The 16,408-nt window shown below is 26.9% G+C and carries 15 protein-coding genes; 3 read left to right on the top strand and 12 right to left on the bottom strand.

The genetic code is table 11. From position 1 onward, the window contains the following. Window positions 1-69: 69 nt before the first annotated feature. The 7 genes from BABL1_RS03425 to atpD form a co-directional block, all read right to left on the bottom strand. Window positions 70-1,524: a hypothetical protein gene (locus tag BABL1_RS03425; protein WP_023792439.1), complete on the bottom strand. Its 1,455-nt coding sequence runs from the start codon at window positions 1,522-1,524 to the stop codon at window positions 70-72. Between the two features lie 95 nt (window positions 1,525-1,619). After that, window positions 1,620-2,333, bottom strand: coding sequence for an amino acid ABC transporter ATP-binding protein (locus BABL1_RS03420; protein ID WP_023792436.1), 714 nt, complete (start codon window positions 2,331-2,333; stop codon window positions 1,620-1,622). An 11-nt stretch (window positions 2,334-2,344) separates the two neighbouring features. Further along, window positions 2,345-2,992: an amino acid ABC transporter permease gene (locus BABL1_RS03415; protein WP_023792434.1), complete on the bottom strand. Its 648-nt coding sequence runs from the start codon at window positions 2,990-2,992 to the stop codon at window positions 2,345-2,347. Further along, on the bottom strand, window positions 2,992-3,765 hold the full coding sequence (locus BABL1_RS03410) for a substrate-binding periplasmic protein (RefSeq protein ID WP_023792431.1): 774 nt from the start codon (window positions 3,763-3,765) through the stop codon (window positions 2,992-2,994). The genes BABL1_RS03415 and BABL1_RS03410 overlap by 1 nt, the downstream gene beginning before the upstream one ends. A 49-nt stretch (window positions 3,766-3,814) precedes the next feature. Continuing rightward, window positions 3,815-5,446: a helicase HerA domain-containing protein gene (locus tag BABL1_RS03405; RefSeq protein WP_044601172.1), complete on the bottom strand. Its 1,632-nt coding sequence runs from the start codon at window positions 5,444-5,446 to the stop codon at window positions 3,815-3,817. 10 nt (window positions 5,447-5,456) lie between these two features. Next, window positions 5,457-5,699, bottom strand: a complete 243-nt coding sequence (locus BABL1_RS03400) for an ATP synthase subunit epsilon domain-containing protein (protein WP_023792427.1) — start codon at window positions 5,697-5,699, stop codon at window positions 5,457-5,459. Between the two features lie 24 nt (window positions 5,700-5,723). After that, window positions 5,724-7,151 carry a F0F1 ATP synthase subunit beta gene (atpD, locus tag BABL1_RS03395; protein ID WP_023792424.1) on the bottom strand — a complete coding sequence of 476 codons (1,428 nt, stop codon included), beginning with the start codon at window positions 7,149-7,151 and terminating at the stop codon, window positions 5,724-5,726. Between the two features lie 291 nt (window positions 7,152-7,442). Between atpD and BABL1_RS03390 the strand changes: the two genes are divergently transcribed. From BABL1_RS03390 to BABL1_RS03380, 3 genes are all read left to right on the top strand, one after another. Then, window positions 7,443-8,327: a hypothetical protein gene (locus tag BABL1_RS03390; protein WP_023792421.1), complete on the top strand. Its 885-nt coding sequence runs from the start codon at window positions 7,443-7,445 to the stop codon at window positions 8,325-8,327. 37 nt (window positions 8,328-8,364) lie between these two features. Next, entirely contained in the window at window positions 8,365-8,856 is a 492-nt protein-coding gene (locus tag BABL1_RS03385; protein ID WP_023792417.1) for a hypothetical protein, read from the top strand. A gap of 518 nt (window positions 8,857-9,374) precedes the next feature. Further along, entirely contained in the window at window positions 9,375-11,915 is a 2,541-nt protein-coding gene (locus tag BABL1_RS03380; protein ID WP_023792415.1) for an AAA family ATPase, read from the top strand. A 47-nt stretch (window positions 11,916-11,962) separates the two neighbouring features. Here BABL1_RS03380 and BABL1_RS03375 read toward each other — a convergent pair whose 3' ends face one another. The 5 genes from BABL1_RS03375 to BABL1_RS03355 form a co-directional block, all read right to left on the bottom strand. Then, window positions 11,963-12,469: a hypothetical protein gene (locus tag BABL1_RS03375; protein ID WP_023792412.1), complete on the bottom strand. Its 507-nt coding sequence runs from the start codon at window positions 12,467-12,469 to the stop codon at window positions 11,963-11,965. Window positions 12,470-12,770: 301 nt separating this feature from the next. After that, on the bottom strand, window positions 12,771-13,277 hold the full coding sequence (locus BABL1_RS03370) for a hypothetical protein (protein WP_023792407.1): 507 nt from the start codon (window positions 13,275-13,277) through the stop codon (window positions 12,771-12,773). Between the two features lie 71 nt (window positions 13,278-13,348). Further along, window positions 13,349-13,855 (bottom strand): hypothetical protein, encoded by a 507-nt coding sequence (locus tag BABL1_RS03365; RefSeq protein ID WP_023792403.1) that lies wholly within the window; start codon window positions 13,853-13,855, stop codon window positions 13,349-13,351. Window positions 13,856-14,314: 459 nt separating this feature from the next. After that, entirely contained in the window at window positions 14,315-15,040 is a 726-nt protein-coding gene (locus BABL1_RS03360; protein WP_023792400.1) for a hypothetical protein, read from the bottom strand. Window positions 15,041-15,263: 223 nt separating this feature from the next. Continuing rightward, the gene (locus tag BABL1_RS03355; RefSeq protein WP_023792397.1) at window positions 15,264-16,364 is read right to left on the bottom strand and encodes a carbohydrate kinase family protein; all 1,101 of its coding nucleotides are present in this window, start codon (window positions 16,362-16,364) and stop codon (window positions 15,264-15,266) included. Between the last annotated feature and the right edge of the window lie 44 nt (window positions 16,365-16,408).

Genomic DNA, 16,408 nt, shown 5'->3' with positions numbered 1-16,408 from the left:
GCTTCCAGTTCAAACTACTTCACCCGATTTAGAATTTAAATTAACATTTTTTTAAAAAATAATAAAAATCTAATAAACATAATCAATTGAAAAAATATAAGAAAAGGCATTAACAGGGGTTATATTAATCGGTTGAGCATAACTGTTAAGCGTGAGGCCAAAATCAGCTTTATCATATTCAAGTTCTAACCCACATCTAAATGATTCTTTGGCATAAACAAACCGAATAGACAAGCGAGCAGCATGATCCAAATTAGCAGAAATATTATTTTCTTCAGAATAAACAATAGGCTGATTAGTCTCAGGATCTATATAGACCCTACTTAAAGCGCCTAAATTCTTAGTCCAACCTGTAAATAATCCTATTTCTATATCTCTTTTTTTGAACAAATAAAAACAATCTAACCATACAGCAACGCAAGCAGTAGGTATATAACTATTAATTGCAGTGATAGGGTTAACATTTTTAACAGCAAAGCCACTTATCATTAATTGATTAGAACCATTTTGAGAATATATCGCTTTTATATTTATTTCTCCTTTACTAAAAACATTATGAGCAAAAATTTCTCCACTGATACTATTAACATACTCATTAGATTTAAAATTTTTAGAACTTAATAAAGTAGGAAACAAGCGCAAATAATCAAAAGAAAAGCCGTAATAACTTTTTCCAACAAGATATTTTACATTTATGTTCATATTAGGAACTATAGCATCTCTAATAAATATATTACTATCCTCAAAATTAGAGAGATTTATACCAAATATAACAAAATCTTGAGGAAGGCCCCAGCTAGCCCAATAAGATTGACTTAACATAGTAAACGTAACTTCTACTGGTCGAAATAGATGAGTAACTCTTATTTGAGGAGCAAGACAATTGGTCTCAAAAGGAGACCCTTGATTTCCGTTAACAGTTCTTGGAAAACATTCTTTTAAAAAAAGAGGATGATAATACTGACCAAATAAAAAAGATCCTCTTGCCCAGGTAATTTCACCAAAAAAGTTTCTCATAGTTGCACAATAATCATTAAAAGCATTGGTCCCTGTAAAACTAAATTCAATAATAGAATATATATTTTGAAAGTAACCTTGAAAAGGATTGAAAAAAAATCCAATAAGAGCTTCAGCTCCACCTATAAGAGTTTTAGCATGAGCATTTATGTCTTTACCATTGTTATCAGCAACATAAGGTGCAGGGTATAAAAATAAACCAATAGCTTCATCTGCTATAGTTTGCCGAGTAATAGTAGACATAACATAACCACTAAAACCATATATACGATAATTAGCAAAGGGACGAAAGTTTTTATAAGTAGGATCACCATATCCTTGAGCTACTCTTAACTGTCTTATAGATTTAATAGTAGGATCCATAAAAGCATAAGTGTTTTGATTAATATGCAAATTACTAAGAGCATAAGGAACTTGATCGCTTTTAATTTCTATGGTTTTTTTGGATAATAATCTTAAATTAAATAGCAAACTTAAAGTAAAAAAAAGGTATAATATTGCTTTCATACAGTTTTTGAAAAGCTTTATAGATTTTATCTAAAAGTTGTTTTATCAATCACCATAACAATATAGATTTTTATAAAGTTTGCAATAATTTTTATCTATTTCCCAGTTACAAATTTTTCTATCAAAGGATATTGTTCAGGATGAGCAAAATATTCTTGAGATAAAGTACTTTCAACAATTTTACCAGAGTCCATTAAGTATATAGTACACTCAAGGCGCTCTATTAAAGCAATATCATGAGTTGTTACCAAAACAGTATAATTTTGATTTCTAAGTTCTTCTATATTATTAGCAACAAATCCTGTTAACATAGGATCAAGAGCAGATGTAGGTTCATCAAGACAAACAACTTGAGGTTTTAAAGATAAAGTTCGTGCAATTGCCAAGCGTTGCTTTTGGCCTCCTGAAAGTTCAGTTACAGGTAAATTAGCTTTATCTAAAAGACCAAATTTTTTCAATAAATCTTGAGCTATCAATTTAGCATCATGAGAATTCTTTTTAGCAGATTTTTCTAATACAAAAGTAATATTTCTTTCAACAGTCATATGCTCAAAGAGATTGAATTGTTGAAAAACCATTCCAATTAAATGTTCTTCATTTGCTTTTTTAAGGTCAAGAGGCTTATTATTTAAAATAATTTCACCATCTTCATAACTTTCTAAGTTATTCAAAATCCTTAATAAAGTAGATTTTCCAACTCCCGATTGACCTAAAAATACCGCAATTTCACCATTTTTTACATCAAATGATATGTTATCTAAAACTTTTTTATTGTTAAATGATTTTGAAAGGTTCTTTATTTTTAACATTATTTTACTCTTTATTTATTATAACTCTTCTCTACTTTATTAATAATTACAGTTAATATGGTATTTATAGTAAGATAAATTAATCCTATAATTATATAAACTGAAATAGCATCATGAGTTCTACTAATTATAATATCTCCCCTTTTAATTAACTCTACTACTCCAATTAATGAAGCTAAACTTGAATCTTTAATTAAAGTAACAAACTCATTTCCTATTGCAGGTGTTATAATTCTAAAAGCCTGTGGTAAAATAATATGAAATATTAAATCAGACTTGCTTATGCCTAATGTTTTTGCAGCCTCTATTTGACCCCTTGAAATGGACTTTATACCAGATCTTATAATTTGACTTATATAAGCTGCACTGTTAAGTCCTATTGCAATAACAGCTGTAAAAAAAGATGATATATTTATACCTATTTTAGCAAATAAAATAAACAAAAACATAATCTGTAACAACATGGGCGTTCCACGTATTACTGTAACATAAATAGTAGCTATCCAATTAAAAAAATTATTTTTTTCAGATAAGATCAAGCCTAATATAGTACCTCCAATTAATCCTATAAGTGAAGATAAGAAAGCTATAGATAATGTACTTCCAGTAGCTTGTATCAATTGCGGCAAACTATTTAATAGTATATTAATATCTAACATTATATAAGATCCCATTTTTTCTTAAGAGATTGCATAGTTCCGTCTAAATCCATATCTTCAATTGCTTTTTCTATTTTATTAAATAATTCTTGTGATATCAATTTAGATACACCTAAAGCAGAAGTTTCATCCGTTTGATATATTTTAAAAATATTATATTTATCTGTACCTAAATCTTTTAAATAAGGATTCAAAGTAAAAGCAGCAGTGACAAAAGCATATCCTTTACCATTATCAAGAGCAGTAAATGCATCAGAAACTTTAGAGAGCCTTATTAAATTGATATCAGGAAAATCAGACATATAAAGATCGGCCGTATAACCTGTGTTTACTATTATGTCCTTTGATTTAAGATCTTGTAAACTCTTAATTTCAGGGGTTTTGCCTTTTAGTGTAACTACTAATAATGGATTATCAGTTAAATAAGTCTTAGTAAATCTTAGTTTTTTAGCTCTTTCTTCAGTTGGTGTCATACCTGCAGCTATTACATGAATTTGTCCAAGTTGAGCTTGGGATAATAACATAGAAAACTGTTGATCAATTACTTTATAATTCAGGCCTATACGATTAGCAACTTCTTTTGCAACATCTATATCAAAACCAACAATATCATCATTATTGTCTCTAAAAGAGAATGGTGGAAAATCTGCAGATGTTCCAATTATTAAAGTATTAATATCCTTATTCTTAGAATAATCTTGATTAAAATTCTGGTACCAAATAAAGCCAAATATAGCTAAAATTAAAAAAACTCCTAATAATATCTTTTTCATTATTTTACCTAAATTATAATATTAATTACGTTATATACTTTATTATATTTTAAAACAATTCTGAGATTAAAGCATCTACTTTTTTAAGTAACAATTTATCAGACATAGCTTTATAAAATTCTTCATCATATTCTCTAGTCTCAATAACCAAAGGCATCGGGATCGCATGACCCATAAGAACCGCTTGTTTTTTACTATCAAGAGCCGATAAAATAGATCTTATTTGATGAGGATTATTAACACCAGTTACAATTGACTGCAAATCTCTCTCGTCATTTAACTGAGCAACTATTTTAGTTCCTATCTGGGATAATATTTCAGGATCGATACCAGAAGGCCTTTGATCTACTACTAACAAAGAAACATAATACTTTCTCATTTCTCTTGCAATAGTTCCGAAAATAGTTTGTTTTGCCGCTTGAACATTTAAAAATTTATGAGCTTCTTCTATAGTTATCATTAATTTTTTTGGTTCATCTTGTTTTAACTGTGTACCTAAAAACTTTTCAGTTTTCTTAATATAAAGATTATGAATTCTTCTAGTAATAATATTAGCCACTAATAAATAGCAAAAAGTTGAAGTATAATTTCCAAATTCAATAATTATAGAAATGCCTTTATCAACATAATCAATCATTTTATCAACTATATCTGACTTAGAATCACCATCACTTGATGTCCTTAAAAAAGATAATCTGTCTATGTTTTTTAGCTTTCTATATAAAGCTGCTATAGATTCTGGATGAGCACCTACTTCTTGAGCAAACTCTTTAAGTCTATCCGATTGATTTAAAAGCACTTCCAACCAATTCTTCTTATATTTTGCAGCAATTAGATAAGCAGCTTCACAAGCTGTTGAGTGTAAATTAAGCTCATGATTTAAAGAAATTATATCCTCTACAGCAATTGAATTATAATTTATAATCAATTCTGCATCAGGCATACCTCCCCTGCGTCTAGTCGATTCAGGATCAAGAGAAAAAATAGCAACTTTATTTTCAAATAAAGTCTTAAGACCTTTTACAAAAGAGTCTTTATTGCCTTTACTGCCTTCTTTTCTTGCTTGTAGGCCATACTCACTGTGCATATCAAAAATTATATTCACTGCTTTATCATTATGAATTAAACCAGCAAGTATTAATCTAGTTATAAATGTTTTACCTGTACCGGTTTTGCCAAAGATGCCATTGCTTCTTTCTGTTAATTTATCTAAATTCAAGCAAACTATTGCATCCATATCTATAGGATTACCAACATTAAAATATTTCTTAGTTGGCTCAGATTCATCTCCAAATATTAACTTTACATCTTCTTTGCTCGCCTCATAGACTTGAGCAAAATGAGAAGGAATAGTCTTTACAGGCAATACTCTATTATTAGAATCAAGCATTATAACAGGACGTAATATAGCAGTTGCATAAATATCTTTAGTTTTTAATGACTCTTGCAATAGAATTTCATCACTTGAAGGAGGAAAGAGCAGTATATCAGGATTCGTAACTTCAAGCTTTAAATCGGTAATTAAAGAAAAAAATTTATTTTGATTACCGTGTATTGAAACAAATTTTCCTGTTTTTAACTCTTCTATATCAGTCTTTGGATGAATTCTCATTACAAAGCCATCAGCCAAAGAACCAGCAACTATATGTCCTAAAATCTTATTTTTATCCAAAGTCTTCATGTGTATAATACTACTCATTAGTTAATAACAAGGTTGCTGTATTTCTATTAACTTCTAAGATGCCCCCTGCAACTGTCATTATAGTAGTAGAACCATCTTGTAGCCCTAAAGAAAGCTCTTTATTAGGAGCTAAAATAACTATAATTGGAGCATGACCTTTTTTAATAACAAAATTAGATTCTTGAGTCTGAACTTCTATCCATTCTACATCCATTTCTTTAGATTTAGTTGGACTTATTAATATAAATTTCATCTATTATTTCGCTTTATTTTGTCTCTATTCATTTGCTAATCCTTTTGCTTTTTCAAACACCTCGTCAAGAGTACCTACCATATAAAAAGCAGCTTCTGGTAAATTATCACATTCACCACTGACAATTCTTTCAAAATCGCTTACCGTTCTTTCAATTGGCACATATCGACCAGGAATACCACTTGCAAATTCAGCAGAAAATAAAGGTTGAGTTAAAAATCGTTGAATCCTCTTTGCTCTTTTGACCAATTGCTTATCTTCTTCTGACAATTCTTCAAGACCCAATATAGCAATAATATCTTGTAGTTCTTTATATCTTTGTAAGATAGATTCAACTTGACGAGCAACATTATAATGTTTCTGCCCAACAATATAAGGGGAAAGTCCTTTTGAGCTTGATTCAAGAGGATCAATCGCAGGATATAAACCTAATTCTACTAATTTTCTTGATAAAACCGTACTGGCATCTAAATGAGTAAATGTTGTAGCTGGCGCAGGATCGGTAATATCATCTGCCGGAACATATACCGCCTGAATAGAAGTAATAGAGCCATTTACTGTACTTGTAATTCGCTCTTGAAAAGCTCCCATTTCAGACGCTAAAGTAGGCTGATACCCAACAGCTGAAGGAATTCTACCAAGTAAGGCAGAAACTTCAGATCCAGCTTGAACAAATCTGAATATATTATCTACAAATAATAAAACATTTTTCTTCTCAACATCTCTGAAATATTCAGCCATAGTAAGACCAGTAAGACCAACTCTTAATCGAGCTCCTGGCATCTCTCCCATCTGTCCAAATACTAAAACCGCTTTATCAAGAACATTAAATCTCTTCATATCAAGCCAAAGTTCATTACCTTCTCGTGTTCTTTCCCCTATACCGGTAAACACAGATACACCTTTATGCTCAATAGCGATATTACGTATCAATTCAGTGACTAAAATAGTTTTACCTACACCAGCACCTCCAAATAGACCTATCTTTGAGCCTTTTAAATAAGGCATCATAAGATCTATAATCTTTATACCAGTCTCTTGTATTTCATTTTCAATCTTTTGTTCAATAAAAGCAGGTGGTTCCCTATGGATAGGCATCTTATCAACATCTTTAATTTGTTCAAGCCCATCTATAGTTTTACCAAGAACATCAAAAACACGTCCAAGTACTTTGGGTCCTACAGGAACTTTAATTGGACCTTCAGTATCTAATACTCTTAAACCACGACAAACACCAAAAATACTTTCAAGAGCAATGCAGCGAACAACCCCTTCTCCTAGTTGTTGCTCTACTTCAACACTAGCAGTTTTGTATTTATTTTTTTCTGGTATTAATATTTTCAATTCATTAAATATATTGGGAACTGAATCAATAGGAAACTCCACATCGATAATAGTTCCTGAAACTCTTATTATAGTGCCTTTTGCATCATCTAAATTCGAAATGAGCATAATATCAACCTTTTAGATTTGTTTTTTATAGCAAGCCATCATTTTTATTATAAATCAATTATATTTTCCTTACAAATGTTTATTAATCTATTTTCTATATTTTTTACATTATAATTATAACATTTTTATTATTTGTTAAATTTATTTATTGAGATATTTTTATGACATTTCTGACTTATATAACTTAAAAGTAAGTTTAATTAGATTACAAATTAAAGCAAAAAACTTGAAAATATATTATACAAATTGTTATATTAAATATAAAACTGTAAAATTAAGCTGAGAATATAAATGAAAAAATTTGTAATAACCATATTTAATTTGCTTATCCTTTTACATTTACAAATTGCACAAGCTATGCAAAGACCTTACAACTCTCAAACAGATAGTTATGCTTATGAAATTTTTGGCATTATCCCTAAAGATATATTCACTTATAATATTAAAGCTGGACGACATGAATTTAAAACGCCCGAGGATAAAGAAAAATTCTTAATTACATATCATAACTTAATATCTCTATATCATCCAAACAACTTTTTAAAAAATAAAAAAGCTGTCAAACTTGCTCAAGAAATTACTGCTGATATAGATGAAGCTGCAAATTTTATTAGCTTCCCTAATATAAATGAAGGCCGGCACTTTAGAGCAATATTTTACAATTATAAAGAACTACTAAAAGAATTAGAAAATGAAGAACCAGATCTTTTAAAAGAACTTAAAAATAAGCAACCCTCAGAATATAATACTGAAACTGATAGCTATGCTTATGAGATTTTTGGATTGACTCCTCAAGATTTTATAGAAAATAGAACTACATTGGAATATGAATTAAAGCCTGAATCCAAAAGAAAATTTATTAAAGCTTTTCATACATTATCTAGGCAAATTCACCCTGATAAGCTTACCTCTGATGTACGACCATTAGGAAGTGACTTAACAAAAGAGATAAACTCAGCTAAAGACTTTATCTTAAATCCTAATACCAATATAAATCCTCCTGCAAATTATATGACTATATTTAAAGGGTTTAAAAGTAAGATGAAAGCTTTTAAGAAAATGAGCAAGATAAAACCAGTAAAAGAAAATATAAATAATTTAAAATATAATTTGCACACATTAGAAATAGGTCTAATTAACTTAGATAATACCTTAAAGCATTTAAGTAAACTATAATAATTGTATCTATACACTAGATATTTGGAAATAAAAAATGAAAAGTAAATTTAAATTTTGGATAATATTATTAACAACATTCAATTTAAGACTTAATTCAATGGAAACCTATAGAAAGTTTGACCAAACAAAAGATATGCATGCTTATGAAATTTTTGATATTGTTCCCAAAGGAATATTTAAATTTAATAAAACCAAAGGTCAATTAGAACTAATACCGGGACCTGAAAGAGAAAAATTTATCAATAACTATAATAATTTAATAGATAAATATAACCCTAACAATTTTTCTCATAACACAAAAGCATATCATTTAGCCCAGCAGATAACTCAAGATATAGAATTAGCAAAAGAATGTATTTTAACCCCTAAAACTGCAGAGTGTACTTTTTTAACAATATTTTACAATTATAGAATTAATTTAGAAAATTTAGAATCGATAATCTTAAGTGATACCCTTCAAAGTTTAAGCATAAATATAATAAATTTATCTAACATTGTTAAAAATTTACCTATTTATAAAAAATAACAATTATATTAGCTATAAAATAAATAACACAGAAATTAGATAGATTTAGAACCGAATTAAAAAATTAAATCTTTATCTATTCCTATTATAAGTACTGGTATATTTAAGTGCGATACAGATAATTCTGCAGCAAAAAGTATCTAAAGCTCTAGTAAATTATCTAAAGAATAAAAATACCAAAGATTTAAAGGTTATAAATCTAGTATTTTTTTCGATCCAGGAAATCCCTCTAAAGTAGATAGAGATTTTGATAATTATAAAAAGGCATTAGATAAATTTAAAATCTAAATCTTTAAGTTGTCTGCAATTGTGTTTTAAGATAAAACTCAAATGACAATATTAGAAAATAAAAGTTTAAAATAACATTAATTAAACCATGCAAAATATCTCTATTAATAACATTAAGACTTTATATTTTTTATTAAAATTTGAATTTATTTAATAATCTGATAATATATTAATTATAATAGAAATAACAAAGTCTTAAATATTAATCTCAAACTTTAATGGAGAAATTTATGCATATTAATAAATACAAACTTACTTTACCTAATCTATTCTTAATGTTGAGTTTCGGCTTAAATGCTATGGAATTATCAAAAGTAAAACCTGCAAATATTACTCAAATCGATGTAACATCTCAAAACCCTCAATCAGGCACATGTGGTTATCATGCTCTTTATAATGGAATAATTATTGCAAAATCTTTAAAAAAATCTTCAGATCTAAAATTTTTTAATAAAGAAAATTTTAATAAAAGGTTGTTCAAAGATTTAAAACGGATCTGGAAAGAACAAATTGTTAAACAAAGAGTTAAATTTTTATTAAAACAACTTATAGTAGATTATCTTTTTAAAAATATTATTTTAGATAAAGAAATAGTATCTCAAAAACCAGATTCTGGGGGCTTTTATGAACTTAATCTAAGTCATGAATATGTTAAGCTTATTCCGGTAGAACAAATAGAAAATTGTACGTATTCAGAAGAAGAAAGAAAAGCAATTTGTGATATTATTGTTGAAGTTGCTGATAATATAATCAATAAAGATTTTTATTATTATGACGAAACAGACATTTGTCGTTTCTATGAAAATAGCTATGGAATATTTAAAGTATTTAAAGAAATAATGCTTAATAAAACAATAAAGGGGATACCCTTTTATCAAAACAATAGATTTTATACAAAAATAAGAAGATTTTTTTATATAGATTGCCATGTTAAAAAGGATAATATAATCAATTGCGAGCCTCTTGATAGCGCAGATACAGAAAGATGTCCTTTATCTAATTATAAAATCGATTGGTCTGACATATCAAAAAAAGGCCAAGCTTTAGAATCTTCTAAACCCGGACATTGGGTTTCTAGTAAAGAAATAGAATATCTAATAAATATTCTTTTAGATAAAAAAAGAAGTTCTAGCTCTTTTTTACCAGAAAATACAAAAATATTCTGTCTTGAGGGAGATATTCAAGACTTATTTAATTTAGAAGATAACTTAAAACAAACGGCGCTCGAATTTAAAGACAATGATTATGAAGGTACTGCAATTTTTATTCTATATTATCCCCAACATTGGGTAACTTGTGTTGTTGATAAAAAGAAGAACGAACATCCTAGATTTATCTTTGCTGATTCACTTAATATCGATCGTACTAAATCAGATCAAGCATTTGAGTTAATTGGAGAATTATCTGATTTTAATTTTGCTCAAAATAAGTTTATTCCAATAGATATATTAGTAGAAGATGAATATTTAGCTCGAATTGAAAATATTATTGAAACTCTAAGTTCAAACCAAAATAGTAAGGATATATGGCTTTATGGTCCATCTAATACAGGAAAATACAGTTTAGCTCACAGTATAAGTAAACTATCTAAATGGCAGCTTAATTGTATCAGCGCTTTAAATCCTGCTGAACTTAATACAACAAGCAATAAAATCAAGGGCAAAAATAAAGAAGAAATAGTTGAACTTTATAATAAAGCAATAAATCAATTAATTGATACATTAGCAAAACAAAATAATCCAACTGTATTATTCATTCATCAAATGGATAAAATAAAAGACGCTTTTAAAAAACAAGTCTTTAAACTTTTTGTAAGAAAATTACAGGAATATAAAAATAATAATCTATTATTTACAATATTTAGTTCTCAAGTTGATCCAAAAGAATTAACACAATATTACGATTTTGATAATTTAGTAAATTATATTTCAATGACTTTACCTGATAATACAAGAAGATTACAAATACTTGATTATTATATTAAAAATCTTTTGTATAAAACTATATTTATTAAGAAAAATAAAAATAATAAAACTTTCTCTTTAAACGAACAGTATGTAAGAGAACTTCATAAAAAACTCTTAGCAGATGAAACAAAAGGTTTCACAGGGTATGATATAGAAGATATGATACTTCAAGTATCAATAACTATCAGAAAGGATATTAAAAATAAGGGTGAAGATTCTGTATTTTATAAATTATTGAATTATTTTGATTTAAAATATATATTCTCTAACTTTATCGATTTAAAAGATAAACCACGCTCCTCACTAGGAAAAATTTTTAGTCTATGTGCAGGAGGTCTTGGACTTTCTTATTGTAAAAATTCACAAGAAAGATCGCTTGTTACTATGGCAACCTTTTTATCATTAGCAGTAATTGAAAAATTCAGCTATCCAAAAGAATTAAAAAATCCTAATGAGTATGAACAACGTTTGCATACTTATTGTAGTAATCAGAAAAAAATAATAGCAGAACGCAAAAAAGCAATTAAAAATGATAACAATACTAATAAGCTATTAAATAAAATCTTAAATGGTAAAAAATTAGATAAGTCAAAAAATGAATCTAATAACATTATAGAAAATATTACAGAAAAAAATAATAAAGAGAATATTCAAATTTCCGGTCATAAACAAATTGGATTGATATTCTGGGAAGGATTTATTGAAGCTTTAAAAAATAAAACACAGCCTACTATAGAACAAATGATTGACTTTTTAGTTAACTTAGCAAAACGCAAAATTTCTAATTCTGAAGAAGCTCAATAAATAATCAAAATTTGAGAGCATATTAAAGATATATGCTCTCAATATTCTTAAATAAACTTTTCTAAAACAGTCTGTACTTTAACTGAATCAATATATTTTTGTTTACGTGTTCTAAAATTTTCTTCTCTTACTTCTTTGAAATATTGATAAATAAAATAAGTTAAAGCAAAAGACCCCAAAGCCAATGCTCCACACTCTGCTGCTTGTCTCATATCTTTATAAAACAGAAATTTTCCTACTAAAGCAGTACTGACAATTCCATAACCAGTTGTTCCTAACATTGCCCAAGCGCAACTCTCCGATTTATTTATCTTAGGCTTTATCTTATCTAAATTTATTTTTTTTTCTCTTATTTTCTTTTTAGCTTTTGCTAAAGATAGATAATCTTCTTTTTGAGATTGGCTTAAATTCACTTTTAATAAGCATTTTCTCAAATATTGCGGCATACTTTTTTCAATTGCCTGATGTATGTCATTATATACATTACAATTTATATAGGTTGCAAAACTCAATAAACTTAAAATTAATGAGCTTAAACAAAATAATCTTTTCATAATATCCTCCATATAGTAATTATTTTGATTTTAATTTTACTTATAATTCTTATTTTACTAAATATATTTTACTTTGTCATAAGGGGTATAATTTCAAACAGCATCAATCAAAACACTGTTAAAAAGTTCATACAAGTAGAAACAGTAACCATCGAAATTACAGCAATAACTTGATCCATACTCTAACATCATCAATGATTACAAAAAAAACTCTTCATTATATAAGTCAAGATAATTCACCTTTTAGAAAATACAATATCAACAATATAAAAGAGTAATACTAGTTAACAAACCCTTTTTCTCAAGCAATATTTTCTAAAATCGTCTGAATTTTAACAGAATCAACATATTTCTGTTGACGTGTCCTAAAAATTTTTCCACGTGCTCCTTTTAAACATTGGTAACAATACCAAGATAGAGCTAAAGAGCCTAATGCTATAACCCCACATTCGCTTGCTTGCTTTAAATCCTTGTAAAATAAAAATGCTCCTGTCAAAGTAGCATTTACAGCACCAAAACCAAATGTTCCTAAAGTTGCCCAAGCATAACTTTCAGCTTCACTTGTCTTAGGCTTTATCTTGTCTAACTTCACTTTTTTCTCTCTTATTTTCTTTTTAGCTTTTGCTAAAGATAGATAATCTTCTTTTTGAGATTGGCTTAAATTCACTTTTAATAAGCATTTTCTCAAATATTGCGGCATACTTTTTTCAATTGCCTGATGTATGTCATTATATACATTACAATTTATATAGGTTGTAAAACTCAATAAACTTAAAATTAATGAGCTTAAACAAAATAATCTTTTCATAATATCCCTCCATATAGTAATATTTTGATTATTTAATTGTTCTTTATATTTTTTATTTTACTAAATATATCTTACAGAGTACCTTTTAAAATTGCTTGAATTTTGATTGAATCTAAATATTTTTGTTTACGTGTTCTAAAATTTTCGCCAAATGTATCGTCAAGCTTCCTATAACAAATATAAGACAAAGCAAAAGCTCCTAAAGACAATCCCCCAAATTTAGCAGCTTCATTTATCTCTTTACAATATAAAAAGCCTAAAGCTAAAGCAGCACTTGCTGCTCCATAACCGCCTGTCATCACCATGGCCCATACACAAGTTTCTGTTTTACTGGTTTTAGGTTTTGTTTTGTCTAGTTTTATCTTTTTTTCACGTATTTTTGTAATACCCTTAGCAAAAGCTATATAATCATTTTTCTGAGATGTACTTAAATCTGCATTAAATAAACTTTGTTTTAATTTGTCAGGTAAGCTTTTTTGAATTGCATAAATTATTTGATTGTGCACATTGGCACTAAGATAACTTGGTATATTAACAATACTTAAAACTGTTAAAATAAGACAAAATAATTTTTTCACAATATCCTCCATATAGTAATTATTTTGATTTTAATTTTACTTATAATTCTTATTTTACTAAATACATTTTATTTTGTCATAAGGGGCATAAAGTGTAACAACATCAATCAAAATACTGTTAAATTTAAATAACGTTAATTTAAAATACGCAATAAGTTATGGAAATGAAATTCTTGATATCGCTTAATAATAAATAATAATTAGCGATTAAATTTAGCAAACAATTAATAGAATAATTAAAATTACTAATAATTAAGTTTAAATTATTGTAAAATTGCTTCTGTGTTTGTATAGACATTCTAATATTGTTAATTCTAGAATTATAAGAAAAATATTTACGTATTATTTATGATATATTTGATAAATCTATTAAAATATTAATATATAAACTGAAAGCACTAAACAGCCAAAAGTATCTTCTAAATCATTAAAAAAAATATTTATTTCTAAATTTGCTCTTTATGCTTTTATAGAAGAAATATTATAATTTTTGTAATCGCCTAACTCAGCTTTAAATCTCATATGCTTGCGTAGTGCTTCTGAAATATAAGTTAAACTTTTTGTAATTTCAAATATTTCGTAAGACTTTAAATTTAAGTTTTCTGACTTTTTAAATATATTAAAAAAGTTAATATTTTCATTACTTTTTCTTGACCAAGCAAATAATAAATAAGGAGCTAACTTATTAACTGTTAACCAACCATATTGAATAAATTTTGTTTTTAATAAACTTCTATTGGTTTCTTTATTATAACTAGCTATCTTTTCTGCATTTTTTAAAACTTCTATATGTTTATGAATAGTGAAAATATCAAACAAGGGATATATTAAATTTATAATTCTAGAAAATACAACATATTTATTGTCAGAAAAAATACTATCTATATCATTAAACAAAATATGTATTCTAGCTCCTGAAATTAACGCAGACACTCCACTTAATCTATCCTCTAAAGTAGCTCCATTTGATATGCTCTTTGAATCCGAGCTTCCTAAAACCCTAATCTTATTTATATCTTTTAAGATATTTAAAAAATCCCAAGCCATATTGCAATGAATATAAAAAAGCATATCACCTGACTTATAAGTTGATATAGTATTATCAGAATTATCTGAAGCAATAGGAATAATATCAAAATTAATTAATAAACAACTTAAAATAATTAAATAAATTTTATTGAACATTCTTATAACTTTCTGAAATTATAATTCCAATATTATCATTTGACTTAATATTTTATACAAGATTAGCATTATCTAATATATTTAAAGCTTATTCTAAATATCTCTTTTTTCAAACAGGTCATTTAATTATTGCAATAATATTTAATATTTTTAAATCAATATCTTATACCAATTAACAATAACAATTAATAATTAAAATCAAATAACAAAATAAAATCTCTAATTAAATTACAAATTTTTTAAGTAGTTTATAATTTATTTTTTTAAATTTTTGCTCAATTTCAGGTAGTCCAAGCAAACCTTGATTAGCATTCATGCAACTTATAACAGAAGAGCTATTTATTGCACCATAAATCAAAGATTTTTCTACTGAAACATCAAGCATTAAAGAAGCAATAAAACATGAACTAAAAGCATCTCCAGCTCCCAATGTGCTTAAAACTTCAGTCTCTATACTTGGATAAAATAAAATAAAGTCTTGAGTTGCTAAATATACTCCTTCTTTTCCATTAGTTACTATAACTATTTTTGGCCCCTTTTTAAGTATTTGTTTAAAGAAGAATTCTATAGTTAAACTTTTATTTTTATAATTTAAAAATTTATAAAATAATTCTGGAGTATCAAGATCAGTAATAATTTTATTATAGCTAACTAAATCAATTAAATACGAATTTAGCAAACATTCTAAATAACTTTTAGCTTCAAGTGCATTCAATACAAAAACATCAATATATTTTAAAGCACCATAAACATAACTGGTATCTTTTACCAATTGAGAAATGCCTGGATTGAAAGAAATCAGCGTTTCTTTTCTCTTAATTTTTTTAATAAAATATTCTAAATCTCTAGTAAAATTAGATGAAAGAGAAGTAATATAAACTAGATCATAATTAAATTTATCTAGTTTATATTTTACATCATTAAAATCAAAACTTTGATTAGAACCCCGAAAACATAAGGCCGTATAATTATGATCTTGAGTAGAGAATATAAAAGATTTTGCGGTTTCAATATTTTTATCTAAAATAATATCTTTAGTTATAATTCCAATTTCAGATAACTTACCTAATATATATTCTCCTGTTTGATCTATCCCTAACTTAAAAATTGTAGAAACGTTAAATCCTAATTTCTTAAAACTTAAAGCAGAATTAACAGCTCCTCCTCCTAAAGAATAAAAAATATTATCAATATCTACTTTTTCACCTTCTCTTAATATAATAGAATTCTTTAATTCAGGATTGGATAAAGCTAGGTTGTCTCTATTTTTATAATCTATAAACATATCCTGGCAAGCACTTCCTATAGTTAAGATGTTTTTCATTTATTATGCTCTCTAAATTAGATTTGTTAATAGATATAATAATA

It is taken from the genome of Candidatus Babela massiliensis (assembly GCF_000513475.1).
GTDB classification, from domain to species: Bacteria; Babelota; Babeliae; order Babelales; family Babelaceae; genus Babela; species Babela massiliensis.
Note: the sequence above shows the minus strand (reverse complement) of the source record. Positions and strands in the feature narration are given on the sequence as shown.

Coding starts and splice junctions, on each gene's coding strand:
- BABL1_RS03425 (WP_023792439.1), bottom strand. CDS start 1,524: ATGAAAGCAATATTATACCTTTTTTTTACTTTAAGTTTGCTATTTAAT.
- BABL1_RS03420 (WP_023792436.1), bottom strand. CDS start 2,333: ATGTTAAAAATAAAGAACCTTTCAAAATCATTTAACAATAAAAAAGTT.
- BABL1_RS03415 (WP_023792434.1), bottom strand. CDS start 2,992: ATGTTAGATATTAATATACTATTAAATAGTTTGCCGCAATTGATACAA.
- BABL1_RS03410 (WP_023792431.1), bottom strand. CDS start 3,765: ATGAAAAAGATATTATTAGGAGTTTTTTTAATTTTAGCTATATTTGGC.
- BABL1_RS03405 (WP_044601172.1), bottom strand. CDS start 5,446: ATGAAGACTTTGGATAAAAATAAGATTTTAGGACATATAGTTGCTGGT.
- BABL1_RS03400 (WP_023792427.1), bottom strand. CDS start 5,699: ATGAAATTTATATTAATAAGTCCAACTAAATCTAAAGAAATGGATGTA.
- atpD (WP_023792424.1), bottom strand. CDS start 7,151: ATGCTCATTTCGAATTTAGATGATGCAAAAGGCACTATAATAAGAGTT.
- BABL1_RS03390 (WP_023792421.1), top strand. CDS start 7,443: ATGAAAAAATTTGTAATAACCATATTTAATTTGCTTATCCTTTTACAT.
- BABL1_RS03385 (WP_023792417.1), top strand. CDS start 8,365: ATGAAAAGTAAATTTAAATTTTGGATAATATTATTAACAACATTCAAT.
- BABL1_RS03380 (WP_023792415.1), top strand. CDS start 9,375: ATGCATATTAATAAATACAAACTTACTTTACCTAATCTATTCTTAATG.
- BABL1_RS03375 (WP_023792412.1), bottom strand. CDS start 12,469: ATGAAAAGATTATTTTGTTTAAGCTCATTAATTTTAAGTTTATTGAGT.
- BABL1_RS03370 (WP_023792407.1), bottom strand. CDS start 13,277: ATGAAAAGATTATTTTGTTTAAGCTCATTAATTTTAAGTTTATTGAGT.
- BABL1_RS03360 (WP_023792400.1), bottom strand. CDS start 15,040: ATGTTCAATAAAATTTATTTAATTATTTTAAGTTGTTTATTAATTAAT.
- BABL1_RS03355 (WP_023792397.1), bottom strand. CDS start 16,364: ATGAAAAACATCTTAACTATAGGAAGTGCTTGCCAGGATATGTTTATA.